Annotated in this window: 25 protein-coding genes and 1 pseudogene; 21 read left to right on the top strand and 5 right to left on the bottom strand. The window is 70.4% G+C overall.

Going from position 1 to position 26,315, the window contains the following annotated elements; translation table 11 throughout:
- Positions 1–134 precede the first annotated feature (134 nt).
- Positions 135–3,368, top strand: a complete 3,234-nt coding sequence (locus tag IE660_RS05655) for a glycosyltransferase (protein ID WP_203567341.1) — start codon at positions 135–137, stop codon at positions 3,366–3,368.
- 4 nt (positions 3,369–3,372) lie between these two features.
- The gene (locus tag IE660_RS05650) at positions 3,373–4,590 is read left to right on the top strand and encodes a DUF5719 family protein (protein ID WP_203567340.1); all 1,218 of its coding nucleotides are present in this window, start codon (positions 3,373–3,375) and stop codon (positions 4,588–4,590) included.
- A 22-nt stretch (positions 4,591–4,612) separates the two neighbouring features.
- On the opposite strand, the gene IE660_RS05645 is transcribed toward IE660_RS05650, so the two are convergent.
- Together IE660_RS05645 and IE660_RS05640 are read right to left on the bottom strand one after the other, a co-directional pair.
- The gene (locus tag IE660_RS05645; RefSeq protein ID WP_203567339.1) at positions 4,613–5,056 is read right to left on the bottom strand and encodes a metallopeptidase family protein; all 444 of its coding nucleotides are present in this window, start codon (positions 5,054–5,056) and stop codon (positions 4,613–4,615) included.
- Entirely contained in the window at positions 5,056–5,412 is a 357-nt protein-coding gene (locus tag IE660_RS05640; protein ID WP_203567338.1) for a DUF3499 domain-containing protein, read from the bottom strand. The genes IE660_RS05645 and IE660_RS05640 overlap by 1 nt, the downstream gene beginning before the upstream one ends.
- A gap of 124 nt (positions 5,413–5,536) precedes the next feature.
- Between IE660_RS05640 and manB the strand changes: the two genes are divergently transcribed.
- From manB to ahcY, 5 genes are read left to right on the top strand one after another with little or no spacing between them, the layout of a single operon-like run.
- Entirely contained in the window at positions 5,537–6,967 is a 1,431-nt protein-coding gene (manB, locus tag IE660_RS05635) for a phosphohexomutase domain-containing protein (protein ID WP_203567337.1), read from the top strand.
- A complete protein-coding gene (locus tag IE660_RS05630) occupies positions 6,964–7,158 on the top strand; it encodes a Trm112 family protein (RefSeq protein ID WP_203567336.1) in 195 nt (64 codons plus the stop codon). Before manB ends, IE660_RS05630 begins: the two co-directional genes overlap by 4 nt.
- Positions 7,159–7,164: 6 nt before the next feature.
- Positions 7,165–8,187, top strand: coding sequence for a hypothetical protein (locus tag IE660_RS05625; RefSeq protein ID WP_203567335.1), 1,023 nt, complete (start codon positions 7,165–7,167; stop codon positions 8,185–8,187).
- 41 nt (positions 8,188–8,228) lie between these two features.
- Positions 8,229–8,657 carry a type II 3-dehydroquinate dehydratase gene (locus IE660_RS05620; RefSeq protein ID WP_203567334.1) on the top strand — a complete coding sequence of 143 codons (429 nt, stop codon included), beginning with the start codon at positions 8,229–8,231 and terminating at the stop codon, positions 8,655–8,657.
- Positions 8,658–8,707: 50 nt separating this feature from the next.
- Positions 8,708–10,177, top strand: a complete 1,470-nt coding sequence (gene ahcY / locus IE660_RS05615; protein ID WP_203567333.1) for an adenosylhomocysteinase — start codon at positions 8,708–8,710, stop codon at positions 10,175–10,177.
- Positions 10,178–10,201: 24 nt separating this feature from the next.
- On the opposite strand, the gene IE660_RS05610 is transcribed toward ahcY, so the two are convergent.
- On the bottom strand, positions 10,202–10,453 hold the full coding sequence (locus IE660_RS05610) for a DUF3039 domain-containing protein (RefSeq protein ID WP_203567332.1): 252 nt from the start codon (positions 10,451–10,453) through the stop codon (positions 10,202–10,204).
- A 78-nt stretch (positions 10,454–10,531) separates the two neighbouring features.
- On the opposite strand from IE660_RS05610, the gene IE660_RS05605 reads away from it, so the two are divergent.
- On the top strand, positions 10,532–11,908 hold the full coding sequence (locus IE660_RS05605; protein ID WP_203567331.1) for an MFS transporter: 1,377 nt from the start codon (positions 10,532–10,534) through the stop codon (positions 11,906–11,908).
- Positions 11,909–11,914: 6 nt separating this feature from the next.
- Here the strand turns inward: IE660_RS05605 and IE660_RS05600 are convergent, their stop codons facing one another.
- Positions 11,915–13,129 (bottom strand): serine/threonine-protein kinase, encoded by a 1,215-nt coding sequence (locus IE660_RS05600; protein ID WP_203567330.1) that lies wholly within the window; start codon positions 13,127–13,129, stop codon positions 11,915–11,917.
- Between the two features lie 101 nt (positions 13,130–13,230).
- On the opposite strand from IE660_RS05600, the gene IE660_RS05595 reads away from it, so the two are divergent.
- Both IE660_RS05595 and malQ read left to right on the top strand, forming a co-directional pair.
- Positions 13,231–14,055 carry an RDD family protein gene (locus IE660_RS05595; RefSeq protein WP_203567329.1) on the top strand — a complete coding sequence of 275 codons (825 nt, stop codon included), beginning with the start codon at positions 13,231–13,233 and terminating at the stop codon, positions 14,053–14,055.
- A gap of 45 nt (positions 14,056–14,100) precedes the next feature.
- On the top strand, positions 14,101–16,272 hold the full coding sequence (gene malQ / locus IE660_RS05590; protein ID WP_203567328.1) for a 4-alpha-glucanotransferase: 2,172 nt from the start codon (positions 14,101–14,103) through the stop codon (positions 16,270–16,272).
- 24 nt (positions 16,273–16,296) lie between these two features.
- Here malQ and IE660_RS05585 read toward each other — a convergent pair whose 3' ends face one another.
- On the bottom strand, positions 16,297–17,634 hold the full coding sequence (locus IE660_RS05585) for a nicotinate phosphoribosyltransferase (protein ID WP_203567327.1): 1,338 nt from the start codon (positions 17,632–17,634) through the stop codon (positions 16,297–16,299).
- Positions 17,635–17,707: 73 nt separating this feature from the next.
- Between IE660_RS05585 and clpS the strand changes: the two genes are divergently transcribed.
- The 11 genes and pseudogenes from clpS to IE660_RS16565 all read left to right on the top strand — a co-directional run bounded on the left by clpS (position 17,708) and on the right by IE660_RS16565 (position 26,312).
- A complete protein-coding gene (clpS, locus tag IE660_RS05580; protein ID WP_203567326.1) occupies positions 17,708–18,007 on the top strand; it encodes an ATP-dependent Clp protease adapter ClpS in 300 nt (99 codons plus the stop codon).
- A 28-nt stretch (positions 18,008–18,035) separates the two neighbouring features.
- Entirely contained in the window at positions 18,036–18,623 is a 588-nt protein-coding gene (locus tag IE660_RS05575) for a DUF2017 domain-containing protein (protein ID WP_203567325.1), read from the top strand.
- An 82-nt stretch (positions 18,624–18,705) separates the two neighbouring features.
- Positions 18,706–18,960, top strand: coding sequence for a FeoA family protein (locus tag IE660_RS15750; RefSeq protein WP_203567324.1), 255 nt, complete (start codon positions 18,706–18,708; stop codon positions 18,958–18,960).
- Positions 18,961–19,071: 111 nt separating this feature from the next.
- Positions 19,072–20,376, top strand: a pseudogene (feoB, locus tag IE660_RS15745) (ferrous iron transporter B); the annotation flags it as partial.
- A gap of 427 nt (positions 20,377–20,803) precedes the next feature.
- Positions 20,804–20,962 carry a hypothetical protein gene (locus IE660_RS16570; protein WP_407928999.1) on the top strand — a complete coding sequence of 53 codons (159 nt, stop codon included), beginning with the start codon at positions 20,804–20,806 and terminating at the stop codon, positions 20,960–20,962.
- A 418-nt stretch (positions 20,963–21,380) separates the two neighbouring features.
- Entirely contained in the window at positions 21,381–22,199 is an 819-nt protein-coding gene (gene murI, locus IE660_RS05560) for a glutamate racemase (RefSeq protein ID WP_203567322.1), read from the top strand.
- Positions 22,200–22,268: 69 nt separating this feature from the next.
- On the top strand, positions 22,269–23,102 hold the full coding sequence (locus tag IE660_RS05555; RefSeq protein ID WP_203567321.1) for an oxidoreductase: 834 nt from the start codon (positions 22,269–22,271) through the stop codon (positions 23,100–23,102).
- A gap of 59 nt (positions 23,103–23,161) precedes the next feature.
- Entirely contained in the window at positions 23,162–23,890 is a 729-nt protein-coding gene (gene rph, locus IE660_RS05550; protein ID WP_203567320.1) for a ribonuclease PH, read from the top strand.
- Positions 23,887–24,555 (top strand): RdgB/HAM1 family non-canonical purine NTP pyrophosphatase, encoded by a 669-nt coding sequence (rdgB, locus tag IE660_RS05545; protein WP_203567319.1) that lies wholly within the window; start codon positions 23,887–23,889, stop codon positions 24,553–24,555. The genes rph and rdgB overlap by 4 nt, the downstream gene beginning before the upstream one ends.
- Positions 24,552–25,346 carry a thymidylate synthase gene (locus tag IE660_RS05540; protein ID WP_203567318.1) on the top strand — a complete coding sequence of 265 codons (795 nt, stop codon included), beginning with the start codon at positions 24,552–24,554 and terminating at the stop codon, positions 25,344–25,346. The genes rdgB and IE660_RS05540 overlap by 4 nt, the downstream gene beginning before the upstream one ends.
- A 9-nt stretch (positions 25,347–25,355) precedes the next feature.
- Complete coding sequence (locus IE660_RS16565) at positions 25,356–26,312, top strand: dihydrofolate reductase (RefSeq protein WP_203567317.1); 957 nt, start codon at positions 25,356–25,358, stop codon at positions 26,310–26,312.
- Positions 26,313–26,315: the final 3 nt, after the last annotated feature.

Raw genomic sequence — 26,315 nt, 5'->3', positions numbered from 1 at the left:
CCACCACCTGCCCCCGGCCGACGAACGTGTCGCCGCCGGGGGTTTGTGCGTCCGCCTCCGGTGCACCACCATGGGATGGTTCCATCGAGCGCTGACCGCCAGCGTCGACCTCCACCCATGTGAGGATGCCCGCCGTGACCGATGAGCGCAGCGCTGCGCCGCAGGCAGGCGACGACGACCTCTGGGGCTGGGCCCACGATCGCGACGACGCCCCACCAGCACAGGTGGAACCCGAGCAGGTGGCGACCGTGCTGGTCGTCCACAACGGTGAGGGATGGCTGCCACGCACGCTGCGTGCCTTGGCGGCGCTCGACCAGCGACCCGGTTGGCTGGTCGCGGTCGATGCCGCCTCCACCGACGGCTCGCGAGCCCTGCTCGAACAGGCGCTGGAGGAAGGGGTCGTCGACGACCTGCTGACGGGACCCTCGTCCGGTTTCGGCGACGCCGCGGCTCCGGCCCTCGAGGTGCTCGCCGACCACCACCGCTGGATCTGGTTCCTGCACGACGACCTCGAACCCCGACCCGACGCCCTCACCGCCCTGTTGCGGGCAGCCGCGGCACAGTCGCGCCCCGACCTGCTGTTCCCCAAGCTGCTGGCCCCGCGCAGGCGCAACCATCCCGACCTGCTGCTCGAGATCGGCCAGTCGATCTCGACAGGGTCCAGGCGAGTGCTCAGCGTCGAACCGGGCGACATCGACCAGCACCAGCAGGAACCGACGGCCACCCTCGGCGGGTCGACCGCCGGTCTGCTGATCAGTCGCAACGCCTGGGAGTCGCTGGAAGGTTTCGACCCCGACCTGCCCCTGTTCCGTGACGCGGTCGACCTGGGCTGGCGTGCCAACGACGCCGGGCTCACCGTGGTCACCGTGCCCGAAGCAGCGCTGCACCACCACCAGGTCGGACGATGGGGCGACCGGGAGTCGGCGGTCTCCGACGACCTGCCGCTGCTCGACCGACTCAGCGGGCAACGCCTGCTGATGGCCCGCTCGCCGCGCCCCACCCTGACCGCTCTCCGCCTCAGCGTGGTCAGCCTGCTCACCGCGCTGGTCATGCTGCTCGGCAAGAACCTCGCCGACGCCCGCACCGCGTGGCGCTCCGCCGGGGCGGTGCTGCGTGACCGCAAGGTGGTGCACCGGATGCGTGGGCGGCGCGAGGCGCAACCGCATGGCGACGAGTCCGGGACGTCCGACAGTGTGAGCGGGTCGGCTGCGCTGCGCCCGGGACTTTGGGCCAGGTTGGCGTTCCTGGTCAGCGCAGGGGCGGGTGCCTTCACCGACCGCTACCGCGAGGCTCGCGACGACTCCTCGGGCACCAGCCTGGACGACCTCACCGGCGACGACTTCACCGGCGGACGCACGCGGGCCCGGCTGCTGGCCCCCACCACCGCGCTGCTCGTGGCCCTGGCCCTGCTCACCCTGTGGGCCGCACGCTCGAAGCTCTGGGCGGGGTCACTGACCTCGCCCCACCTGCTGCCCGCCCCCGCCGGACCGCGGCAGGCCTTTGCGGCCTGGCTGGAGCCCGCCGCCGGTCACCCGGGCCCCAATGCGCCCTGGCTGGGGCTGGCCGCCCTCGGCTCGTGGCTGACAGCAGGGATGCCCGAACTGCTGGTGCGGCTGGTCGTCCTCGGGGCTCCGCTGTGGGCCGGGCTCACCTTCTCTTCGCTGGCCCGGACCCTGGTGCGTCGACGTGGCTCGTCGTCGGTGCGTCCCGATGGCTGGCAGGTGGGACTGCTGTCGGCCGCCTGGGGCGTGCTGGTGGCGGTGCTCGGGCTGGTGTCTCGAGGGTCGGTGACCGCGATCGCGGTGGCGGTGGTGGCCCCGCTGGCAGCCTCGGCGCTGCTGCGCTGGTTCGACCAGGACCGGCGCGACTCCACCGCCGACCTCGTGCAGGGCGAGATCTGGCGGGCACCGGGACTGCTGGCGCTGTGGCTGGCGTTGCTCGGCACCGCCCAACCGGCGTTCTGGTTGGTCGCCCTGGTGGTGGCGGTCGTCCATGCCGTCGCCGCGCGTCGATTCACCGGACGCACGCTGGTCGTCGGGTTGCTGCCCGCGCTGCTCTCAGCGCCGTGGTGGTGGCGCCTGGCCGCGCAGCCGGCACGGCTGCTCACCGCCGCCGACCCGACGGCTGCTGTGGCCGCAGCCCAGGCGCCGCGGCCGCTCGCGCTGGCCGCGGGCCGACTCGGTGAGGGGGCCCCGGCCGCGTGGGCCTCGCTGGCCGTGTTCGCCGTGCTCTGGCTGGCGGCAGCCGTGGTCGCCGCCGTCGACTGGCGGGCGGGACGACGCCATGGCGCCGCGCTGCTCGGCCTGGCGTTGGCGCTGATCGCCCTCGGGGGCTGGCTCGGCCGCCAGGTGGTCACGGTGGACGGGGCGCCGGTTCGTCCGCTGCCGGACACCTGGGTGGTGCTGGCCATGTTCGTCCTGCTGACCAGCGTGCTGCTGCTGGTGACCCGAGGACGAAACGCGGCCGACCGACCCGGCCGAGACCGAACCGACCCAGATCGAGCCGAGCGAGTTCGACCCGACCGGGATCGTCCGGATCGCGACCGACTCGGGCTGCTGGTCGCCATCGTCGTTTCGGCCGCAGTGGTGGCCGGTGCCGTCGGCTGGCAGTTGGCCGCCAACCAAGGACCGCTGCGGCTGGCCGAGAGCCAGTTGCCGGCCCACGTCACCAGCGTGCAGGACTCGCCCAGGGCGACCCGCACCCTGATGGTGCAGGTGCGCCCCAGTGGTCTGACCTGGAACCTGACCAGCGCCGATTCCCCGCGCTGGGGAACCGGCGAACAGCACCCGGCCGGTGGCACCCCCGAGTGGGCATCGACGGTCCAAGCCCTGGTCGGGCAGATCGCCGCGGCCACTCCGGCCGGCGACTTCGCCCAGCAACTCAGCGCCCTGGGCATCGGACACGTCTGGGTGAACCGACCCACCACCGAGCAGCTCACCGCACTCACCAACACCCAGGGCCTGGTGGCCGCCCCGGCTGACCGAGACACCACCGTGTTCACCGTCTCCGGACTGGTCAGCCGGGCACGGGTGCTGCCCGAGGGCCAGACCGACCCGGTCAACCTCGCCGCGGGCAGCGTCGACCCCGGCACCACCGGCCGGCTCGTCGTGGCCGAGACCCCAGATCCGCGTTGGCGGGTCGAGGTCGGTGGCCAACGGGTCACCGGCGCACATCAGCAGGTCGGCGCCACCGCCTTCAGCGTCCCGCTCGGCGGGCAGAGCGGAACGGTCAGCTGGGCGACCGCACCGTCGACCTGGGCTGGGGTCTGGGAAGGAGCGGTGCTGCTGGTGCTGCTCGTCCTGGCCGCACCCACGCTGGGTCGCCAACGTCTGGGACGACCGACCGCTCGCCACGCGGGAGGGGACTGACATCATGCGCAGCAAACTGCTCACCCTGCTCGTGGTGCTGCTGTCCGCAGTAGCCCTGCTGGGTGCCGAGACCTCACCCGTCGAACGGCCGCCGGCGGCAGGCCCTGCCCAGGCCGCGCCCCCTGGTGAGGCCGGCTGTCTCATCCTCAGCCAAGGCCAGCTGATGGCGCCGCCGGACACGACCGTCACCGGCCTCGACACCACCGTCGTCCAGGGTGGCGGCCAAGCTTTCGGGGTCAGGGCACCGGTGCGGCTCTCGATCGCCGACGCCGGCTCGTCGCGCTCTGCCACTGCCGCCCTCGGGTCGCGCACCGGGCTGGTCTGGGCCGAGTGCGCCGCCCCGGTCACCCAGACGATGCTGCAACTGCCCGACCCGGCCACCTCTGACATCGTCCTGCTCAACACCGACGGCACCGACGCCGTCGTCAACCTCACCCTCTACGGTGCTGACGGCGAGGTGATCGAGTCGGGTGCTCGCGGGCTGTCAGTGGCGAGACGCTCCAGCCGGGTGGTGCCCATGTCGGTGCTGGCGCCGGCAGGCGAGCCGGTAGGCGTTGCGGTGAGAACCTCGCAGGGACGCATCATCGCCACCGCCCGGCTCTCGGCTAGGGCAGGGGGCCTCGACCAGGCCCTCGGTCTGGAACCGGCCCAGCGCCAGGTGGTCGCCGGGGTCCCCGCCAAGGTCACCCGGGTCAGCCTGCTGCTGACCAACCCCGGTGCCGAGCCCGTCACAGCCTCGATCAGCATCCTTGGTGCCCGCGGGGCCTTCACCCCCTCGGGGCAGGAGAGCGTCGAACTCGAGCCGATGTCGACCCGGGCACTCGATCTGACCACGGCCGTCAACGGTGAGCCGGCCGCCGTGCGGGTCGATGCCAACCGTGGCGAGATCGCGGCCAGCCTGCACGTGCGGCTCGGGGCGGACGCGGCGCTGATTCCCGCTTCCGAGCCCAGCACCGATGCCCTGGTGCACGCCCCGGGCGGCACGCTGCACCTGGTCAACCCGTCCGATGACGACATCACCGTCGAGGTGGCGGGCCAGTCGCTGTCGGTGGCGGCTGGGGCCCTGGTCACCCTGCCGGTCCGAGCCGGTGCCAACCGAGTCACCGGCGGCCCGGTGGTCGCGGTGCTGGTCAGCAATCGAGGGCTGGCGGCCCGACGCGTGCTGCAGGTTCGCGAGACCGAGTCGGGTGCCCAGGTCTCGAACGATCCCGGCCTGCGCTGAGGGTGGCGGCACGGGCCGGCGGTCAATCGTCGGTGTCGTCGTCCTCGTCGAAGTCGGGGTCGAGGTCGAGGATGCTGCGTCCGGTGAGGGCGGCCACCTGCTCGACCAAGGTGCGGTGCACCAGACGACGCAGCCCCCGGCGACTGGTGGAGCGGTGCTCCAACGGACGCCGGTAGAGCACGATGCGTGCACCACGCTGGCCGCTGGCCTCGATGGCGCTGGCCAGGGGCACGCGGTCGTCCTCGTGCCGCATTGCGGTGGGCACTTCCTCCATGGCGATGGTGATGTTGCCCAGCACCTCGGGGGCGGCGAGGTTGACCCGGTCGATCGCAGCCTCGAGGCAGTCGACGAACCACTCCGCCCGGCTCAACGGCCAGCGCAGTGCCACTTGGCGGCCGGTGTGCGGGTTCGGTGCTGCCAGCGGGCCGCGCATCCCTCGCCCGTGGCGGTCGCGATGGCGTGCCATCAGCCCTCCGCGATGACCCGCAGGTGACGCTTCTCGGCCAGCACCACCACGCCGGGCGGCAACGGCTCGGCACCACGCACGTCGTCGGTGCGGTTGCCCACCTCGCGAATGGCGTTGGCCAGGGCCAGCAGGTCGTCCTCGGCAGGCACCGGGGCGAGCAGTTCGTCCTCGGGCAGCCGGATCATCTCCCAGCCGCGCGGGGCGGTGACCCGGTCGGAGTGCTGCCGGCACAGGTCGTAGCTGCCGGGTACCGCGGCCAACGCCAGCGGCCCGACCACGGCGGTGGAGTCGGCGTAGACATAGGTCAGCGTCGAGGTCGCGTGTGCGTGGCAACCGGTCTTGGAGCAGCGGCGCATCGTGGTCCTCTGACGTCTCGGGTGGGGCAAGGGCGGGGGCGGCGGGACGACTCCACCCTCTGTTCGAGCAGGCTACGTCGCCGCGTCGGGCAACGTCTGGTTGCCACGCCGCTACGCTGAGCGCGTGCTCGAACGCGAGATCTTCAAGGCCAATGACGTCCGGGGGACCGTGACCGGTGAGCCGCCGCAGTGGGACGAGGCCGGCGCGCGGGCGATCGGTGCCGCCTTCGTCGAACTCGTCGGGTTGAACGGGCAGAGGTTCGTCCTCGGACGCGACATGCGCACCTCGGGGGTGGCGATGGCCACCGCGTTCATCCAGGGCGCCCTGGCCCGTGGGGCGTCGGTGCTCGACACAGGACTGGCCAGCACCGACCAACTGTGGTTCGCCTCCGGATCGATGGACGTGCCCGGTGTGCAGTTGACCGCCAGCCACAACCCGGCCGACTACAACGGCATCAAGTTCTGTCGCAGCGGGGCCCGCCCGGTCACCGCCGACTTCCTGGTGCAGTTGGCCGACCGCGCGATCGAGATCGACGCCTCGGGTGAATTCGCCGCCGCCGGGCCGGTGCCCGAGGACTGGTCGCCCGAGCGGTACCGCCGGGTCGAGACCCTCGACGCCTACGCCGAGCACCTGCGCTCGCTGGTCGACTGGCAGGACCTGCGTCCGTTGCGGGTGGTGGTCGACGCCGGCAACGGCATGGCCGGCCACACCGTCGCAGCGGCCCTCGACCCGCTCAACGTCGAGGTGATCGGGCTGTTTCTGGACCTGGACGGCAGCTTCCCCAACCACCAGCCCAACCCGCTCGAACCCGAGAACCTGGTCGACGCCCAGCAGGCGGTGCGTGACCACGGTGCCGACCTGGCCCTGGTCTTCGACGGCGATGCCGACCGCTGCTTCATCATCGACGAGCGTGGTGAGGTGGTGAACCCCAGCGCGATCACCGCCCTGATCGCGGCCGCCGAGCTGGCCCGCGAACCCGGTGGGACCATCGTGGTCAACTCGGTCACCTCACAGACCGTCGCCGAGGTGGTCGCCGAGCACGGGGGAGAGCTGGTGGTCTCACCGGTGGGCCACACCTACGTCAAGGCGCTGATGGCCGAGCACGACGCGGTCTTCGGTGGCGAGCATTCCGCCCACTACTACTTCCGCGACTTCTGGCGGGCTGACACCGGCATGCTGGCCGCGCTGCACGTGCTCACCCTGCTCGGGCACGACGAACGCCCGCTCAGCCAACTGGTCGCCGACTACGAGCGATACTGCTCGTCAGGCGAGATCAACTCGGTGGTGGCCGACGTCACCGCCTCGATGCAGAAGGTGGCAGCCGCGTTCGCCCCACGCGCCGAGGCGGACTGGAGCGACGGCCTGCTGCTGGCCGGTGAGGCCGAGGGACGAGGCCCGTGGCGGATCAGCCTTCGTCCCAGCAACACCGAGCCGCTGCTCAGGCTCAACGTCGAGGCCCGCGACCCAGAGGTGATGGAAGCGCTGCGTGACGACGTGCTCGACCTGGTGCGCAACAATGGGGACGACCCCGACCCGAACGGAGACCCGCGATGAGCGAACAGATGGAACTGGCCCCGGAGTTCCTCGAGATCGCCGCCTGCCCGGCCTGCCACAGCCAGTTCGCGGTCGACTACGACACCTCAGAACTCACCTGCACCAACTCACTGTGCGGGCTGGCCTTCCCCGTGCGCGACAACATCCCGGTGCTGTTGATCGACGAGGCCCGCAACCCGCTCGGCAATTGACCAACGATGGACTTCGACGACGCCCGGCTCGAGGACGAACTGTCACCTCGGGCCGATGACCTGCTGCGCTCGCTGGCTGAGACCGGCGCCCGGATCAGGCGCGAGGCCCAGCTGCCCGCCGCTGAGCTCGCCCGCACCTTCGAGGCCGGCCACCGCCCGCGTGGGGTGATCGCCTTGGGGGCGGAGTCGCGCCTGGTCAGGGCGGTGCTCGAGACGGTCTGCCCGGCCCCGTTCGTGGCCTGGCCCTTCGATGGACTGCCGGCGTGGGTGGGTCCGCTCGACCTGGTCGTGGTGCTGGCGCCGGAGGGATCGCCGGCCGGGCTGATGTCGGCTGTGGCTGAGGCGGTGCGGCGTGGAGCCTCGCTGCTGGTGGCCGCCCACCCCGACTCGATGATCGCCGATGCGGCGGCGTCGCGCTCGACGATGGTGCTGCCGATGACCACCGGCGACCCGCTGGCTGCGGTGGTGCAGGCGCTGTCGGTGCTGCACGAACTGGGCCTGGGCCCGCGGATCCAGCCCGAGCAGGTCGCCGATGCCGCCGACGCGGTCGCCGAGCTGTGTGGCCCGCACCGTGACCTGTCGGCCAACCCGGCCAAGGACATCGCGCTGGCGCTGGCCGATGCCGAGCCGCTGGTCTGGGGTGGAGGAGTGCTGTCGGCACGAGCCTCGCGCCGGATCGCGGAGTCGCTGCGCCGCAGCACCGGTCGTCCCGCACTGGCTGCCGACGCCGAGGCGCTGGTGCCGGTGATCGAGGGCACCACAGAGGCCGACCCGTTCGCCGACCCGGTGGCTGACGGACAGCCGCTGCGCCCGGTGCTGGTGGCCCTCGACGACGGGTTCGGTGAGGCGCAGGCCCGGCGCGAACGTGGCGAACTGCAGTCGTTGGCGGCGCGCCACGGGGTGCGGGTGTGCCCGATCGTGGCTGCGGACGAGGCATCGCCCGCCACGGGGGTCGATCGCTACGTCACCCTGCTGCAGCACGGACTGTTCGCCGCGGCATGGCTGGGCATCGGGCTGGGACGCGTCTGAGCTGGGGCTTGTGGGGTGGTGGTGAGCCCTAGAATGCGGCCATGACCACGGTCCTCGTCCTCAACGGCCCCAACCTCGGACGGCTCGGCACCCGCCAGCCGGAGGTGTACGGCTCGACCACCCATGCCGAACTGGCCGACCACCTCGTCGAGACCGGACGAGGGCTGGGCCTGGAGGTGCAGGTGCGCCAGACCGAGTCGGAGGCCGAGATGATCGGCTGGCTGCACGAGGCTGCCGACCAGGGCTGGCCGGTGGTGATCAACGCCGGTGCGTGGACCCACTACTCGTATGCGATAGCCGACGCAGCAGTGCTGGTGCCGCTCTATGTCGAGGTGCACATCTCGAACATCCATGCCCGGGAGGGCTTCCGCCAGCACAGCGTGCTCTCGGCCGGGGCGTCCGGTGTGATCGTGGGTTGTGGACTGGGCGGCTACGACCTGGCGCTGGCCCACGTCGCCGCCACCGCCTGAGCGTCCTGCGATTGGGGCGCTCCCGAGCCGCACCGATAGGCTCAGCGACCATGAGCACTGCGTCGTCCCAGACCCCTCCCGACTTCAAGGTCGCCGACCTCTCCCTGGCCGACTTCGGGCGACGTGAGATCAAGCTGGCCGAGCACGAGATGCCCGGGCTGATGGCGATGCGCGAGCGCTACGGGTCGTCCAAGCCGCTGGCCGGTGCCCGGATCGCCGGGTCGCTGCACATGACCATCCAGACCGCGGTGCTGATCGAGACGCTGGTGGCACTCGGCGCCGAGGTGCGCTGGGCCTCCTGCAACATCTTCTCCACCCAGGACCATGCCGCTGCTGCGATCGTGGTCGGCCCCGAGGGCACCGTCGACGCCCCCGCTGGCGTGCCGGTCTACGCCTGGAAGGGAGAGACCCTGGAGGAGTACTGGTGGTGCACCTCGAAGATCCTGCGCTGGGAGGACTCCGACGGCGGTGTCCGCTACCCCAACATGATCCTGGACGACGGCGGCGACGCCACCCTGCTCGTCCACAAGGGCGTCGAGTTCGCCAAGGCTGGGGAGGTGCCCGAGGCGGGCGAGGTCGACTCCCACGAGTACCAGGTGATCCTGCAGACCCTGCGCGACGACATCGCAGCCGAGACCACCGACTGGGTGCAGCTGGCCAACACCGTCAAGGGTGTCACCGAGGAGACCACGACCGGTGTGCACCGGCTGTACGAGATGGCCGCCCAGCAGGCGCTGCTGTTCCCGGCGATCAACGTCAACGACTCGGTCACCAAGTCGAAGTTCGACAACAAGTACGGCTGCCGCCACTCCCTGATCGACGGCATCAACCGGGCCACCGACGTGCTGATCGGCGGCAAGGTGGCCGTGGTCTGCGGTTACGGCGACGTCGGCAAGGGCTGCGCGGAGTCGCTGAAGGGCCAGGGTGCACGGGTGATCGTCACCGAGATCGACCCGATCTGCGCGCTCCAGGCCGCGATGGACGGCTACCAGGTCGCCCGTCTGGACGACGTCGTGGGCGTCGCCGACATCGTGGTCACCGCCACCGGCAACAAGGGTGTGGTGAGCGCTGACCAGATGTCACGGATGAAGCACCAGGCGATCGTGGGCAACATCGGCCACTTCGACAACGAGATCGACATGGCTGGGCTGGAGCGCTGGCCGGGGGTGCTGCGCACCACCATCAAGCCCCAGGTCGACCAGTGGAGCTTCCCCGACGGCCACGCGATCCTCGTGCTGTCGGAGGGACGCCTGCTCAACCTGGGCAACGCCACCGGGCACCCCAGCTTCGTGATGAGCAACTCCTTCACCAACCAGGTGTTGGCCCAGATCGAGCTGTACACCAAGCCCGAGCAGTACCCGACCGCGGTCTACACCCTGCCCAAGCACTTGGACGAGGAGGTGGCCCGTCTGCACCTCGACGCCCTTGGTGCGGTGCTGACCGAGCTCACCCCCGAGCAGGCGAGCTACCTGGGCGTGCCGGTCGAGGGCCCCTACAAGAGCGACGCCTACCGCTACTGACCGTGCCGTGGCGCCCGGGAGGCCTCAGCCCTGGCCGGCGTCCATCTCCTGCCAGATCTCCTTGCACTCCGGGCAGACCGGGTACTTGTCGGGGTTGCGGTGGGGCACCCAGACCTTGCCGCACAGCGCCACGACGGGTGTGCCGTTGACCATCGCCTCCATCAACTTGGCCTTGGGCACGTAGTGCGAGAAGCGTTCGTGGTCGCCCTCGTCGTACTGGTGCTCGGTGCGCTCGTCGAGGACGGTCTGCGAACCCGGTGCCAACTGTTGACTCATGCCCGGCAGTCTAGGCACACCCCACCAGCGGTTGGCAGGGCGTTCGCCACGCGCACACCTCGCCACTAGCATTGGTCGGTGCCCTCCACCCCTGCCAAGACTGCTTCCCGTGCGCTCACGGTCGGCATCCTGATGGGGGTCTTCGCGGTGGCGTTCCAGGCCTACGCCGTGGCCACCGCGATGCCTCGGGCCGCCGAGGACCTGGGCCAGCTCGGGCTGTTCGCCTGGACCTTCTCGATGTTCGTGATCGGCATCGCGCTGTCGACGGTGCTGGGTGGACGAGCGGTCGACCGCTTCGGTCCGGTGATCCCCTCCGCGCTCGGCCTGGCGCTGTTCACCGTCGGCCTGGTGGTCGCCGGTTCGGCGCCGACGATGCTGGTGCTGGTGACCGGACGATTCGTCCAAGGCCTGGGTGGTGGCCTGATCAACGTGGCACTGATGGTGATCGTCGCCCGCGCCTATGCCGAGCACCGGCGCGCGGTGATGATGACCGCATTCAGCTTCTGCTGGGTGCTGCCGGCCTTCATCGGACCCCCCGTCGCCGCCCTGGTCACCCGCCTGTGGTCGTGGCACGCCGCGTTCTGGATCCTCGTCCCGGTCATGGTGCTCACCGCCATCCTGTGCTGGCGACCCATGCTGGCCATCCAGCGACAGGGCGTCCCACAGCACGACGAACCGGTCGACCCGGTGCCGGTCTGGGCCGCCATCGCCGCGGCCCTCGGCCTGGCGGTGCTGCAGGCGGGCACCGAACGCCTCGACCTGCTCGGCGCGGGCATGGCCGTCGCCGGTCTGGCCGCCTTGGGGCTGGCCGTGCCGAGGATGATGCCGCCCGGATTCTTCACCGTGGCCGCCGGCATCCCGGCCGTCTCGTGGACGAGGCTGCTGCAGGCCGGATCGTTCTTCACCTTCGAGAGCTTCCTGCCGCTGGCGCTGGTCCAGACCCGGGGCCTGAGCCTGTTCTGGGCCGGGTCGATGCTCACCATCGGCTCGGTCGGCTGGACCACCGGGTCATGGCTGCAGTCACGTCCGTGGCTGCGGATCCGACGCGACCAGATCATCGTTCTCGGCACCCTGTGCGGGGTGGTCGGGCTGGTCGGGGTCGCCGCCGGCGTGCTCGTCCCGAGTACCGCCGGGCTGGTCGTGATCGCCACCGCCTACAGCATCGCCGGGCTGGGCATGGGCTTCTCGACCGCCTCGGGATCGCTGGCGGTGATGCAACTCAGCAGTCATGCCCGACTGGGTCGCAACACCTCGTCGCTGCAGGTCTCGGAGACCATGGGCAACGCCCTGTCCTTGGGGCTGGCCGGGGCGATCTTCGTCGCGCTGCGTGAGACCCACATCCCGACCACCACCTTCGCCTGGCTGTTCGCCGCGATCTGTCTGGTGGCCGTCGCGGCCTATCTCGCCGCGCGCAGGATCGGTCCGGTGCGCAACGCCACCTCGGGCGTCGGCTGACCCTGGTCAGTTCAGCAGGTAGGTGATGGTGAGGAACATCGTCAGCCCGAACACCGCCAGCACCGCCAGCGCGACCACCACGTAGAAGCCGATGGTGTGGCGTTCCTTGACCGGGGCCGGGGTGTAGCGGCCCTTGCCCAGGTAGGCGTCGAGCATCGAACCCGGCGTCTCGTTGCGCGGGGTGATCGAGTTGTGGCCGACCTGCGAGCGGTAGCTGTGCATCGACGACGGCGACCACTCGTGCAGGCCCTGGATGGGCATTGGTGCTGCACCCTCGGACGAGGCGTAGGGGTTGGGTGCCACCGGCACCAGCGGCGCACCTGAGCCGCCCGAGCCGCCCGACCCGTGGGTCGGTGGCAGCGACGAGCCGCCGGCCGGGTCGAGCGGACGAGGCGCGTAGGTCTCACCGCCGGGCATCACCGCCGCGAACGCGTCCAGTGCGGCGGCGAACTGCTCAGCGCTCTGCGGACGACGCTCCGGGTGCGGTGACAGCGCATCGGCCAGCAGGTTGTCGAGTTCGCGCGGGCCACCGAGCCGGTCGGCGATCGGCGGGGGACCCACATTCGGGTTGCGCTCGAGCAGGTGCTGCAGCGTCTTGATCGGGAAGGGTGCGTGGCCGGTGAGCAGCGCGTAGGTCACCGCGGCCAAGGAGTAGATGTCGGAGCGGTGGTCCAGCGCTTGCCCGGTGGCCTGCTCCAGCGCCATGAACGCCGGGGTGCCGGCGGTGGCGGCCAGACCGGACTTCTCGACCAGTGACTCCGAGACGCCCAGGTCGGCCAGCAGCACCCTGAGGCCGGCGGCGGAGTGGCTGAGCAACACGTTGCCCGGGGTGACGTCGCGGTGGATGACGTTGTGCCGGTGCAGCACCTCGAGGGCGCGGCCGGCCTCGGCGCACAGCCGCAGCGCTCGTCCCGGCGCAACCAGGTTCTTGCGCAGCCGTTCCAGCGAACCGCCGTCGGCGTAGTCCATGACGAAGTAGGGCGAGCCGTCGAGCGTCGTCCCGATGTCGTAGACCCGCACGATCCGCTCGTCGCGGATCCGGCGCAGCAACTGGGCCTCGGTGACGAAGCGACGACGCACATCCTCGTGCTGGGCCCACTGGGGGCTGAGCACCTTGATCGCCACCGGCACGTCCAGGTCGTCGTCGTGGCCCTTGTGGACGGTCGCAAATGACCCCGCGCCGATGCGCTGGGCCACTCGGTACCGGCCGATGCGTTCCATGGCGTTCACAGTGTCGCATGAGACGCCGCCTCGTCCACCGTCGGTTCCCCACCTGATCAGGCCGGTTCGGCGCCTCCGCGAGCGCCTGACAGAATGGTCGGGTGAGCACGTCGCCGCCCGCCCAGCCCTCGCTGCCGCCGATGGGCTGGTACCCCGACCCCACCGGTGGGGTCGAGGAACGCTACTGGGACGGCACCCGCTGGACCCACAACACCCGTGAGCCGATGGCCCAGCCCGACTGGCAGTCCGGACTCGGCGCCCGCGTGGCCGACCCCCGGCAGGCGGGGGCGCCGGCACCGGGCCCCGTCCCGCAGGTGCCGACCTCGACCCAGTGGGACCACGTCTCGATGCAGTGGCGCGAGATGCCCGTGGTCGACCAGGTCAAGCGCACCGCCGACGGCGTCCCGCTGGCGGGGTGGTGGTGGCGGGTGCTCGGACGCCTGATCGACGACCTGCTGATCGGGCTGGTCGTGCTCGCGGTGTGCTGGCCGCAGTTCCGCGCCGCCTACACCGCGGTGCGGCAGTGGTGGGACACGGCGATGGCCGACGCCATGCGCGGCGTCCCGGTCGACTCGGTCGCCCTGGCCAACGCCATTCAGGACGAGAGCACGATGATCGGGCTGGTCTCGATCACCCTCACCTGCGTCTCGGCCGCGTTCTTTCACGCCCGGTTCGCAGCCACGCCTGGCCAGCTGGTCACCGGGCTGCGCGTCGTCCCAGCCGGGCAGGGCAACCACCGTGGCGGACTGCCGCTGCCGCTGGCCATCAAGCGAGCCGCCGGTTACGCGATCATCCTCGGACTGAATCGACTCATCGGCCTGGCCTACATCATCGACGCGCTGTGGCCGCTGTTCGGCGACAGCCGCCAGACCCTGCACGACAAGTTGGGACGAACCCAGGTGGTTCGTCGAGCCAAGGGGATTTGACCCCGGGTTCGGTGAGGCCCGCGAGCATGTCCTAGGGTGTGCGGCGTGGCACTCAACGACGCGGCGCTGAACGAACTGACCGAGCACTTCGGCATCCAGACCGAGTTCTGGGACTGGAAGGGCCGTCACACCTCGATCACCGACGAGGCCGCGATCGCGATCCTGGCCGCCCTGGGAGTCGACGCCAGCACCCACGACCTGGCCTGGGCCGCCGTCGACGAGATCCGGCTCAAGCCGTGGCGCCGCGCGCTGCCGCCGTGCATCGTGGTCGAGCAGGGCCACTGGCGCTCGGTCGACGTGCACGTGCTGGCCGGCCACCACGCCGACCTGTCGGTGCGCACCGAGGACGGCCGGGTCAGTCCGCTGGCCCAGATCGACAACCAGGTGCCCGACCAGGAAGTCGACGGCGTCTGGATGGGACGAGCCACGTTCGCCATCCACGGCGACCTGCCGCTGGGCTACCACCGCCTCGTGCTGCGCAGCACTGACCGCGAGGTCGAGTCGTCCCTGATCGTCACCCCGAACTTCGTCGGCTTCCCCCGCGCCCTGGGTGAGAAGCGGATCTGGGGGTACGCCACCCAGTTGTACTCGGTGCGCTCCGAGCGCAGTTGGGGTGTCGGTGACCTGACCGACCTGGCCGACCTGACCGTGTGGTCACGCACCCAGCAGTACGCCGACTACGTGCTGATCAACCCGCTGCACGCCGCGCAGCCGACGGCCCCGATGGAGCCCTCGCCCTACCTGCCGTCGTCGCGCAAGTACGTCAACCCGCTCTACCTGCGCCCCGAAGCCATCCCCGAGTACGCCGGGGTCAGCGACGCCGTGCGCGACCAGATCGAGGCGATCCGCAAGAAGCTGTGGAAGAAGGTGCGCAAGGCCGACCAGATCCAGCGCAACGAGGCCTGGGCGGCGAAGATGGCGGCCCTCGAGATCCTCTACCGCGTCGGTCTGCCCGCGGCGCGGCAGATGGCCTTCGAAGGGTTCCGCCGCCGTGAGGGACGACCGCTGCGCGACTTCGCCACCTGGTGTGCGCTCTACGAGGTGCACGGGGTCGACTGGCGCACCTGGCCCGCGGAGTTGCAGCGGCCGACCTCGCCCGAGGTGGCCGAGTTCCACCGCGAGAACGCCGACCGGGTGCGGTTCTACGAGTGGCTGCAGTGGCAGTGCGAGCACCAGGTCTCGATCGCGCAGCAGAGCGCCAAGGACGCCGGGATGGCGATCGGTGTGGTCACCGACCTGGCCGTCGGGGTCAACGCCGCCGGCGCCGACACCTGGATGATGGCCGACGTGTTCGCTCAGGGGGTGACCGTCGGTGCACCGCCCGACCAGTTCAACCAGAACGGCCAGGACTGGGGCCAGCCGCCGTGGCGTCCCGACCGGTTGGCTGACCTGGCCTACGCCCCGTTCCGCGAGATGGTCTCGACCGTGCTGCGCCATGCGGGCGGCATTCGCGTCGACCACATCATCGGCCTGTTCCGGCTGTGGTGGGTGCCGCAGGGCAAGCTGCCCTCGCAGGGTGCCTACGTGCGCTACGACCACGAGGCTCTGATCGGCATCCTGGCGCTCGAGGCCTACCGCTTCGGGGCGCTGGTGGTGGGGGAGGACCTGGGCACCGTCGAGCCCTGGGTGCGCGAGTACCTGGCCCGCCGCGGGCTGTTGGGCACCTCGGTGCTGTGGTTCGAGAACGACGAGCACGGACGACCGCTGCACCCCGAGGCGTGGCGCGAGTACTGCATGGCCTCGGTCACCACCCACGACCTGCCCCCGACCACCGGCTACCTGGCCGGTGACCACGTGCGGCTGCGACACCGCCTCGGTCTGCTGACCGAGACCCTGGACGAGGAACTCCAGCACGCCCGCCAGGAGCAGGAGTCGGTGGTCTCGCTGCTGCGTGAGCGCGGCTTCGTCCACGGTGAGGACGAGGCGAGCGACGAGGTCGAGGCGCTGGTGCTGGCCATGCACCGCTTCCTGGTGCAGACCCCGTCACGGGTGCTCAACGTGGCGCTGACCGATGCGGTCGGCGACCGGCTCACGCAGAACCAGCCCGGCACGATCGACGAGTACCCCAACTGGCGGGTGCCGCTGACCGGCCCGGACGGTCGTCCGATGCTGCTCGAGGACGTGTTCGCCTCCGACCGCGCGATGCGGGTGTCTGCGGTGATGAACGGCTTCTCGTCAGTGCCCCCGGCCTGGGGACGACTCAACGCCCAGATCTGAAGGTTCTCGTTCGGCCACCCAGGTTCAGGTGCGCGGGGCGTAGGGGTTGTGGGCGACGTCGCCGTCGGCCTCGAGCATGATGGTGGGGATCGCGGGCTCGCCCTTGCTCACCCTCAGCGCAGCCGGAGGCAGCTCTGCCCGCACCCGCTCGTGGCGCTCCCGGGCGGCCGAGACGTCCTCTCGTCCGACGATCTCGCCGTCGCGGACCAGCTCGACCATCAGGTCACGGTCGTTGCCGTCGTTGTCTGGACGAGCCCCGATGCCGACGATCTCGGCCTGGGCGCGGCCGTGGTCGTCCAGGCGTCGCATCGCGAACTTGCGCCCGCCGACGGTGTTCTTGTTGAGCGACTTCTTGGCGACCGGCTCGATCAGGTCGTCGGGGTCGTCGGAGTCGGCGCGGGCCACCAACTTGTAGACGAAGCCGCAGGTCGGGTGCCCCGAGCCGGTGACCACCGAGGTGCCCACGCCGTAACCGTCGACCGGCGCGCCGCGCAGCGCAGCGATCTGGTACTCGTCGAGGTCGGAGGTGACGATGATCCTGGTCTGGGTCGCGCCGAGGTCGTCGAGCAGGTCGCGCACCTCGCGGGCTGCCAGCGCCAGGTCGCCGGAGTCCAGGCGCACCGCGCCGAGTTGCCCGTCGGTCAGCTCGACACCCTTGCGCACCGCAGCCTCGACGTCGTAGGTGTCGACCAGCAGGGTGGTGCCCACACCGAGGGCGTCCAACTGGGCCTGGAAGGCCTCCTGCTCGCTGTCGTGCAGCAGGGTGAACGAGTGCGCGGCGGTGCCGGCGGTGGGCACCCCGTACCAGCGTCCGGCCTCGAGGTTCGAGGTGGACGAGAAGCCGGCGATGTAGGCGGCGCGGGCGGCGGCCACAGCCGACCACTCCTGGGTGCGCCGCGACCCCATCTCGATCAGCGGTCGTCCCTCGGCCATCGCGGTCATCCGTGAGGCGGCCGAGGCGATCGCCGAGTCGTGGTTGTAGATGCTGAGCAGCACGGTCTCGAGCAGCACGCACTCGGCGAAGCTGCCCTCGACCACCAGCAGGGGCGAGCCGGGGAAGTAGATCTCACCCTCGGCGTAGCCGCAGATGTCGCCGCTGAACCGGTAGTCGGCCAGCCAGGTGGCGACCTCGTCGTTGACCACGTTCTTGCTGCGCAGGAACTCCAGTGCCGCCTCGTCGAAGCGGAACTTCTCGATCGCCTCCAGCGCGCGACCCACCCCGGCAACCACGCCGTAGCGTCGTCCCTCGGGCAGCCGGCGGGGGAACAACTCGAAGACGCTGCGGCGGAAGGCGGTGCCTCGTCCCACGGCGGCCTGCACCATGGTCAGCTCGTAGTGGTCGGTCAGCAACGCGGTGGTCATGGATCCTGAGCCTAACGGTCCCGCCCGAACCACGGTCACGAACGCCGCCACGCAGGTTTGCCACAATGGAGCCATGTCGGAACCGTCCAGCCCCAACGGTGGCACCGCCACCGTCGAGCAGGTCGACGAGGCCAGCGACCTCGCGCCCGGCTACGTCACCATCGTCTGGGACGACCCGGTCAACCTGATGAGCTACGTGTCCTACGTGTTCGTCACCTACTTCCGCTACACCTGCGACAAGGCCGACGAGTTGATGCTCAAGGTGCACAACGAGGGCAAGGCCGTGGTCTCGCACGGCTCGCGCGAAGAGATGGAGCGCGACGTCGCCGCCATGCATGGCTATGGCTTGTGGGCCACGGTGGACCGCTCATGACGCAGGTGCACGGGGGATCGGATCGCTGATGGGACAGTTCCAGCGCAGGCGCGGCCAGGTGGTGCTGACCCTCGACGCCTACGAGATCGAGTTGTTGCTGGCGCTGTTCGGTGAGCTCACCGGGTTGCTGCAGGAAGGGTTGGACGAGGCTCCGGGGCCGTCGTCCAGCGACGACCCGTTCGCGGTGTGGGAGCAGAGCTTCTCAACCGAGCCGACCCTGGAAGACCCGGACTTCCTCGACCCCGACCCGATCACCCGGCGGCTGTTCCCCGACGCCTACCACGACGACCCGGCGGCCTCGGCCGACTTCCGCCGCTACACCGATGGCGATGCCCGCCGCGCCAAGCTGGACGCCATCGAGGTGGTGCTGGACGACCTGCGCAAGGCTGACCGTGCCGGGCGCATCGAGGTGCCTGCTGCCCACCACCACGCCTGGATGACGTCGTTGAACAACCTTCGGTTGGTGCTGTCGGTTGTGTTGGGCATCACCGACGAGATCTCGGCCGACGAGGCTGCCAAGCGTCCTGACTCCGACCCCAAGGGGGTCATCCACCACTACTACTCGTGGCTTGGTTGGCTGCTGGAGTCGCTGATGTCGGCGATCACCGGCGACTGATCGGGAGATTACGAAACGCGGGCGTTGTCCAAATAGGCGCACCCGCTGGTGCGCATAGTCATGCGGCTCCTAGTGTGTGCCTGTGGAGTACTCGACCCGGCATCCCCATGAGGCGCTGGCGCTCACCCACGCGCCGCTTCGGCGGCCGGTGTTGCTGCGCCGCGTCGACGGGGAACCGGCGGTCTGTCGGCGGCTGGCGGCCTTGGGCCTGCGCCGTGGCGCCCACCTCGAGGTGGTGCAGCGCACCGTCGGCGGGGGGATCGTGGTCGCCGTGGCCGAGGCCCGGATCGCCCTGGGACGAGAGCTCGCCGACCGACTGACCGTGGAGCCGCGATGACCACCACGGGCCCGGTCCTCGTCCCGCTGAGCAGGGTGCAGCGGCCCCGCGCCGGCGAAGTCGACCTGCCTTGGCGCCGGGGGCGGGGCCGGGGCCGGTCCGGACGCGGCGGTGGTCGCGCTGGTCGGAGCGCCGAACGTCGGCAAGTCCACCCTGTTCAACACGCTCACCGGGGCACGGGTGACCATGGGCAACTGGCCGGGCACCACGGTGTCGGTCTCGCGGGGCGTGTGGCGCAACGCCGAGTTGCCGACGACCCTGATCGACCTGCCCGGCGCCTACAGCCTCGACCCGATGAGCCCGGACGAGGCGCTGACCCACGAACTGCTGCTCGACGTGCCCGCCGACGAGGTGCCCGACGTCACCGTCGCCGTGGTCGATGCCTCGCAGTTGGCGCGTGGGCTCTACCTGGTCACCCAGTTGCGGGAGCATCCGCTTCGGGTCGTGGTGGCGCTCACCATGGTCGACGTGGCCGCCACCCGGGGCATCACCATCGACACCGCCGCCCTGGAGCGTGAACTGGGCGTGCCAGTCGTCCTGATCGACCCACGTCGGCGCACCGGTCTGGACGAGTTGGCCGCCGTGGTCGCCGGCCTGGTCGGCGAGGACGCCCCAGCACCGCGCGTCCCCGATCTCGCGGTGTCGGGCGACCTGTCGCCGATCGAGGCAGACCTGGCGCGCGAGGACGACCGGTTCACCCTGATCGACCGCGCGTCGTCCGCAGCCACCCACCGCACCGGCGAGCGCCGCCGCACCCTGACCGACAAGGTCGACCGCTGGGTGACCGCACCGGTGTTCGGGCCGCTGATCTTCCTCGTGGTGATGTGGCTGGTGTTCCAGACCACGACCACCGTCGCGGCACCCCTGCAGGACCTGCTCGACGGGCTTTTCTCGGGCCCGGTCAGCGACGGTCTGCGCTGGCTGTTCGCCCGGGTGGGCTTGGGCGGATCATGGGTCGGAGGGCTGGTCGTCGACGGGCTGGTCGCCGGCGTCGGCATGCTGCTCACCTTCGCCCCGCTGATGGCCCTGATGTTCGCGCTGCTCGCGCTGCTCGAGGACTCCGGCTACATGGCCCGGGCTGCGGTGGTCACCGACCGCCTGATGCGCTCGATCGGACTTCCGGGACGGGCATTCCTGCCGCTGGTCGTTGGCTTCGGCTGCAACGTGCCGGCGATCTCGGCCACCCGAATCCTGCCGACCGCTCGCGAGCGGCTGCTCACCTCGCTGCTGATCCCGTTCACCTCGTGCTCGGCCAGGCTGACGGTGTACGCGCTGGTCGGCACGGTGTTCTTCGGACGTTGGGCGGGCACGGTGGTGTTCGCGATGTACGTGATCAGCATCCTGTTCGTGGTCGGGGTGGGCAAGTTGCTGCAGGCCACGCTGTGGCGAAAGTTCGGCGCTGATCCCTTGTTGCTCGACCTGCCGCCCTACCAACGCCCGACCCCGCGGCTGATCGGCAGCGTCACCTGGGTGCGGCTCGCAGGGTTCCTTCGCACCGCCTCGGGGATCATCGTCGCCACCGTTCGTCGTGGTCTGGCTGCTGCAGGCGATCCCCGTGGTTCCCGGCGCCTCGTTCGGCCACGTCGATGTCGAGCACTCGGTCTATGGACGCATCGCCCAGTTCGTCGCTCCGGCGTTCGGTCCTGCGGGGTTCGCCACCTGGCAGACCGTCTCGGCCCTGGTGGTCGGCTTCGTCGCCAAGGAGGCGGTGATCAGTTCCTGGGCACAGACCTACGCCGTCGCCGACCCGTCGGGTGGCGCCCCCGGGGCGCTGGGGGAGCAGATCCTGCAGGCCTTCACGATCAGTTCCGGTGGCCACCCGCACGCCGCGGTGGCCGCCTTCATGGTGTTCCTGCTGGCCTACACCCCCTGCGTGGCAACGCTGGCGGCCCAGCGCAGAGAGATCGGCATGCGCTGGACGCTGTTCGGGGTGCTGATGCAGTTGGTGGTGGCGTGGACCGCAGCCGTGGTCGTCTTCCAGGTCGGCAGGTTGCTGTGGTGACCGGGCCACTCAGCGTGGTGCTCGCGGCGTTCGGGGCCGGGGTGACCAGCGTGGACGAGGTGTGTGCCCGCACCGGGCTGTCACGCGACGTGGTCGACGCCGCGATCGACCACCTGCGCCGGTCTGGACGACTCAAGGCCACCGAGTTGGCCCTTGGATGCCCCAGCGGTGGCTGCGGGTCGTGCGCCTCAGGCCAGGTCGGCGGCACTGCCGGCTGCGGGGCGACTGGACCCTCGTCCCAGCGACGTGGTCCGGTGCTGGTGCAACTGTCGCTGCGGCGCTGAGCACGACCTGGCTGGTCGAGCAGGTCAGCAGTCCCAGTCCGACTGGGATGGCGATCTTCTTGGCCATGGCACCAGTCTGCTCCTGTGGGGGAGTGCCTGGGTGCGCATGCTTGCGCGGGGATAGTCTGCGAGCCATGCATTCCGAAGCCGACCTGAGGGCCCCGATCGGGATCTTCGATTCCGGCTTCGGTGGCCTCACCGTGGCGCGCGCGGTGCTCGACCTGTTGCCCCACGAAGATCTGGTCTACCTGGGCGACACCGCCCGGGCGCCGTATGGACCTCGTCCGATCGCGGAAGTGCGCGAGTTCGCCCTGGAGTGCCTCGACCGCCTGGTCGCCCATGGGGTGAGGGCGCTGGTCATCGCCTGCAACACCGCCTCTGCGGCTGTGCTGCGCGACGCCCGTGAACGCTACGCCGTGCCGATCATCGAAGTGGTGCTCCCGGCCGCCCGTCGCGCGGTCGCCGCCACCGCCACCGACCGGGTCGGGGTGATCTGCACCCAGGCCACCGCCACCAGCCAGGCCTACGACGACGCGCTTGCCGTGGCCCCGCACGTCACCCTCACCACTGCGGTCTGCCCGCGCTTCGTCGAGTTCGTCGAGGCCGGCATCACCGGCGGACCCGACCTGCTCGCCGTCGCCCGCGACTACCTGGCACCGATCCAGGCCGCCGGCTGCGACACCCTGATCCTGGGTTGCACCCACTACCCGCTGCTCGAGGGCGTGATCAGCTACGTGCTCGGCGAGGACGTGACCCTGGTCTCGTCCGCCACCACCTGCGCCCGCTCGGTGTTCAGCACGCTGACCGACCTCGACCTGCTGTCGGGGGACGAACGCCCCGGCCAACGGCTCTTCCTGACCACCGGCGACCCGCGCCGGTTCGCCGAACTGGGACGACGCCTGATCGGCGACCTGGTGGACGAAGTGGCACAGGTGCCCGTCGGTCGGGGGTAACACCAATCCCTGTCTGCGCTCTCGTCCAACGGGTTGAATGGTGACCACACCGACGAAAGGATCCCGCACATGCGTACCTGGTTGATCACTGGCGCCTCCTCCGGGCTCGGACGAGCCCTGGCTCAGGCCGTCCTCGACAACGGTGAGCAGGTCGTGCTGGCCGTGCGCCGCCCCGAGTCGGTGCAGGACCTGGTTGACGCCCATCCCGAGACCGCGCACGCCGTCGCGCTCGACGTCACCGACCCCGGCCAGGTAGTTGACGCGGTCACCAGGGCCGAGGCACGGTTCGGCGCGATCGACGTGCTGGTCAACAACGCCGGCTACGGCTACCGCGCCGCCATCGAGGAGGGCGACGACGCCGGCGTCCGCAAGCTGTTCGAGACCAACCTGTTCGGCCCGGTCAACCTGATCAAGGCCGCCCTGCCCGGCATGCGCGCCCGGCGCAGCGGCACGATCGTCAACCTGTCGTCGATCGCCGCGTCTCGTCCGTTGGCCGGTTCGGGCTACTACGCCTCGAGCAAGGCCGCGCTCGAGGGCATCACCGCCTCGCTCGCCGAGGACGTCGCCCCGCTGGGCATCCGCGCGATCCTGATCGAGCCGGGGGGCTTTCGCACCGAGTTCGGCGGGCGCTCGATCGAGCAGTCGCCGACCCGGATCGACGACTACATGGAGACCTCGGGCAGCCGTCGTCCGGTCGAGGGCGTCAACCCCAGCCTCAACACCGGCGGCGATCCCGCCAAGGCCGCCCAGACGATCATCACTCTGGTCGACATGGACAACCCGCCGCGCTTCATCGGCATGGGATCGGACGCCCACAAGACCATCACCGCGTCGCTGCAGGCCCGGCTCGACGCGATGAACGAGCACCGCGACCTGGTGGTCTCGAGCGACGCCGACGCCTGAGTGGCCACGGCAGGCGGTGAGGGAGCGTTTCGTCACCGCCAGCCGGTAGGGTCGTCCGCATGGCTGAACGCATCGACGGACGCACCCCCGACCAGTTGCGGCCGGTGACGATCACCCGGCGCTGGCTCGACCACGCCGAGGGCTCGGTGCTCGTCCAGTTCGGACGCACCCGTGTGCTGGTCGCGGCCAGCGTCACCGAAGGGGTGCCTCGGTGGCGCAAGGGTTCGGGCGAGGGCTGGGTGACCGCCGAGTACGCGATGTTGCCCCGGGCCACCCACGACCGTTCCGACCGGGAGTCGGTGCGCGGCAAGATCGGCGGACGCACCCACGAGATCTCGCGCCTGATCGGCCGTGCTCTGCGTGCGGTCGTCGACACCAAGGCGCTGGGTGAGAACACCATCGTCATCGACTGCGACGTGCTGCAGGCCGACGGCGGCACCCGCACCGCGGCGATCACCGGCGCCTACGTCGCGCTGGCCGACGCGGTCTCGTGGCTGCGGGGCCGTGGTGCGCTGGTCGGTGAGCCGCTGCGCGACTCGGTGGCGGCGGTCTCGGTCGGCATCGTCGACGGCGTGCCGATGCTCGACCTGGCCTATGAGGAGGACTCCTCGGCCGACACCGACCTCAACCTGGTGGTGGCCGGCAATGGCGACTTCATCGAGGTGCAGGGCACCGCCGAAGGGGTTCCGTTCCGCCGCGACGAACTCGACACCCTGCTCGACCTGGGCCTGGCTGGCTGCGCCGAGCTGCGCCGCCTGCAACTTGAGGCCCTGCAGGAGGGGGCATGAGGCCCCTGCCCTACTTCGACTCCCGGCCTGCTGTGGTGCTCGCCACCCACAACGCCGGCAAGCTCGCCGAGCTCAAGGCGATGCTCGAGGCATCCGACGTCGACGTCACGGTGCTCGGTCTGGACGATCTGCCCAGAGCCCCGGTGCCCGACGAGACCGGCGACACCTTCGAGGCGAATGCCCTGATCAAGGCCCACGACGCTGCATCCCGTTCGGGCCTGCCGGCGCTGGCCGACGACTCCGGCATCGAGGTCGATGCCCTTGACCGGATGCCGGGTATCAGGTCGGCGCGCTGGGCCGGTGCGGACGCCTCCGACGACGACAACCTGCACCTGCTGCTGAGCCAGGTCGACGGCGTGCCGGACGCGCGCCGCACGGCGCGGTTCGTCGCCGCGGTAGCGCTGGTCGTCCCGGGTGGGGACGAGCGCGTCGTCCGCGCCACCTGGGAAGGACGACTGGCCACCGCACCGCGCGGGACCAATGGGTTCGGCTACGACCCGATCTTCCTGCCCGACGACGTGCCCGGACGCACCAGTGCCGAGCTGGAGTCGTCCGACAAGAACAGCCGCTCGCACCGCGGTCAGGCGATGGATGCGATGCTTCCGCTACTGGTGGGCACCCTCGCGGGGGTGCAGGGGGTCGTCCCCCGCAAGGAGGAACGGTGAAGCAGTACCACGACCTGCTGCGCCGGGTGCTCGACGAGGGCGTGCAGAAGTCCGATCGCACCGGTACGGGGACGATCAGCGTCTTCGGCCACCAGTTGCGGTTCAACCTGGCCGAGGGGTTCCCGCTGCTGACCACCAAGCGGGTGCACACCCGGTCGGTGTTCGGTGAGCTGCTGTGGTTCCTGCGCGGCGACACCAACGTGGGCTGGCTGCACGAGAACAACATCACCATCTGGGACGAGTGGGCCGACGAGAACGGCGATCTCGGCCCGATCTACGGCTACCAGTGGCGGTCATGGCCCACCCCGGACGGTCGCCACGTCGACCAGTTGGCCACGGTGATCGAGCAGCTCAAGGCCAATCCCGACTCGCGCCGCCACATCGTGAGCGCTTGGAACGTCGCGCAACTGGACGAGATGGCGTTGCCCCCGTGCCACGCGTTCATGCAGTTCTACGTCGCCGACGGTCGGCTCAGCTGCCAGCTCTACCAGCGCAGCGCTGACATCTTCCTCGGGGTGCCGTTCAACATCGCGTCCTACGCGCTGCTCACCCAGATGATGGCCCAGGTCTGCGGTTACCAGGTCGGTGACTTCGTGCACACCTTCGGTGATGCCCACATCTACCTCAACCACCTCGACCAGGTGCACACCCAGTTGGAGCGTGAGCCGCGCCCGCTGCCCCGGTTGGTGTTGAATCCTGAGGTGGACCAGATCGACGCCTTCACCCTGGCCGACATCACCGTCGAGGGCTACGATCCCCACCCGACCATCAAGGCACCCATCGCCGTCTGAGGAAGTGACATGCAAGTCATCAGCATCGCTGCCGTCGCCGACAACCGCGTCATCGGGAACGGCCCCGAGATCCCTTGGCGGATCAAGGAGGACTGGGACCGGTTCCGCGAGCGCACCACCGGTCACTTCCTCGTGCTCGGGCGTGAGACCTTCGAGCAGATCGGCGACCCGCTGCCCAACCGCACCTCGATCGTGGTGACCCGCAACACCGACTGGGAGCCCCCCGAGGCCCACGGCGCCACCCGGGTGCTGGTGGCGCACTCGATCGACGAGGCGATCCACCTGGCCCGCACCACCCGCGGGTCGGCCGTGGGCGACATCTGCTTCATCGGCGGTGGTGGCGAGATCTATGCCCAGACCATGGACAAGGTGACCGGCCTCGACATCACCGAGGTGCACCAGAGCCCCGAGGGAGACGCGTACTACCCCGAGATCGACCCCGACCAGTGGGTCGAGATCTCCCGCGACGAGCGGGACGGTTTTGATTTCGTCCGCTATGCCCCGGTGGTGCGTACCGAGAGTCTGGAGCTTCGTCCGATCACCCTGGGCGACGCCGATGCGTGGTCGCGGATCAGCGCCGAGCACACCCTCGAGGAGCACAACGAGAACTGGCTCGAGGACGGGCTGGGGCTGTGGATGGTGCGCAACCTCGAGGGCGGCGACCCCGTCGGCGTGGCTGGCGTGCACACCCACGTGCTGCCCAACAAGGCCAAGGTGTGGGTCTTCCACCACCGGCTGTCCCCCGAGACCGAGCACCGCTCGTGGGCGGTCGAGGTGGCCAAGCAGGCCCTGGTCGAGGTCAACCGGATCGACCCGCTGGGGCGGGTGCGGGTGATCGTCCGGCAGGACGACCCGAAGGCGATCCAGGCCGTGCTCGACCTTGGGCTGGAGAAGTTCGACGATCGCGTCGGCCCCGATGGCGAACCGGAGACCATCTACCAGGGCGTGGCGCGCGAGCTGGTCTGAGCC

It is taken from the genome of Aestuariimicrobium ganziense, from assembly GCF_015352975.1.
Lineage (GTDB): Bacteria > Actinomycetota > Actinomycetes > Propionibacteriales > Propionibacteriaceae > Aestuariimicrobium > Aestuariimicrobium ganziense.
The sequence above is the reverse complement of the archived record's forward strand: the minus strand, read 5'-3'. Positions and strand labels throughout refer to the sequence as shown.

What these genes read in the sequence shown, in the direction of transcription:
- IE660_RS05650 (WP_203567340.1), top strand. Translation starts at nt 3,373, where the DNA reads ATGCGCAGCAAACTGCTCACCCTGCTCGTGGTGCTGCTGTCCGCAGTA.
- IE660_RS05645 (WP_203567339.1), bottom strand. Translation starts at nt 5,056, where the DNA reads ATGGCACGCCATCGCGACCGCCACGGGCGAGGGATGCGCGGCCCGCTG.
- IE660_RS05640 (WP_203567338.1), bottom strand. Translation starts at nt 5,412, where the DNA reads ATGCGCCGCTGCTCCAAGACCGGTTGCCACGCACACGCGACCTCGACG.
- IE660_RS05630 (WP_203567336.1), top strand. Translation starts at nt 6,964, where the DNA reads ATGAGCGAACAGATGGAACTGGCCCCGGAGTTCCTCGAGATCGCCGCC.
- IE660_RS05625 (WP_203567335.1), top strand. Translation starts at nt 7,165, where the DNA reads ATGGACTTCGACGACGCCCGGCTCGAGGACGAACTGTCACCTCGGGCC.
- IE660_RS05620 (WP_203567334.1), top strand. Translation starts at nt 8,229, where the DNA reads ATGACCACGGTCCTCGTCCTCAACGGCCCCAACCTCGGACGGCTCGGC.
- ahcY (WP_203567333.1), top strand. Translation starts at nt 8,708, where the DNA reads ATGAGCACTGCGTCGTCCCAGACCCCTCCCGACTTCAAGGTCGCCGAC.
- IE660_RS05610 (WP_203567332.1), bottom strand. Translation starts at nt 10,453, where the DNA reads ATGAGTCAACAGTTGGCACCGGGTTCGCAGACCGTCCTCGACGAGCGC.
- IE660_RS05600 (WP_203567330.1), bottom strand. Translation starts at nt 13,129, where the DNA reads ATGGAACGCATCGGCCGGTACCGAGTGGCCCAGCGCATCGGCGCGGGG.
- IE660_RS05585 (WP_203567327.1), bottom strand. Translation starts at nt 17,634, where the DNA reads ATGACCACCGCGTTGCTGACCGACCACTACGAGCTGACCATGGTGCAG.
- clpS (WP_203567326.1), top strand. Translation starts at nt 17,708, where the DNA reads ATGTCGGAACCGTCCAGCCCCAACGGTGGCACCGCCACCGTCGAGCAG.
- IE660_RS05575 (WP_203567325.1), top strand. Translation starts at nt 18,036, where the DNA reads ATGGGACAGTTCCAGCGCAGGCGCGGCCAGGTGGTGCTGACCCTCGAC.
- IE660_RS16570 (WP_407928999.1), top strand. Translation starts at nt 20,804, where the DNA reads ATGGTGTTCCTGCTGGCCTACACCCCCTGCGTGGCAACGCTGGCGGCC.
- murI (WP_203567322.1), top strand. Translation starts at nt 21,381, where the DNA reads ATGCATTCCGAAGCCGACCTGAGGGCCCCGATCGGGATCTTCGATTCC.
- IE660_RS05555 (WP_203567321.1), top strand. Translation starts at nt 22,269, where the DNA reads ATGCGTACCTGGTTGATCACTGGCGCCTCCTCCGGGCTCGGACGAGCC.
- rph (WP_203567320.1), top strand. Translation starts at nt 23,162, where the DNA reads ATGGCTGAACGCATCGACGGACGCACCCCCGACCAGTTGCGGCCGGTG.
- rdgB (WP_203567319.1), top strand. Translation starts at nt 23,887, where the DNA reads ATGAGGCCCCTGCCCTACTTCGACTCCCGGCCTGCTGTGGTGCTCGCC.
- IE660_RS16565 (WP_203567317.1), top strand. Translation starts at nt 25,356, where the DNA reads ATGCAAGTCATCAGCATCGCTGCCGTCGCCGACAACCGCGTCATCGGG.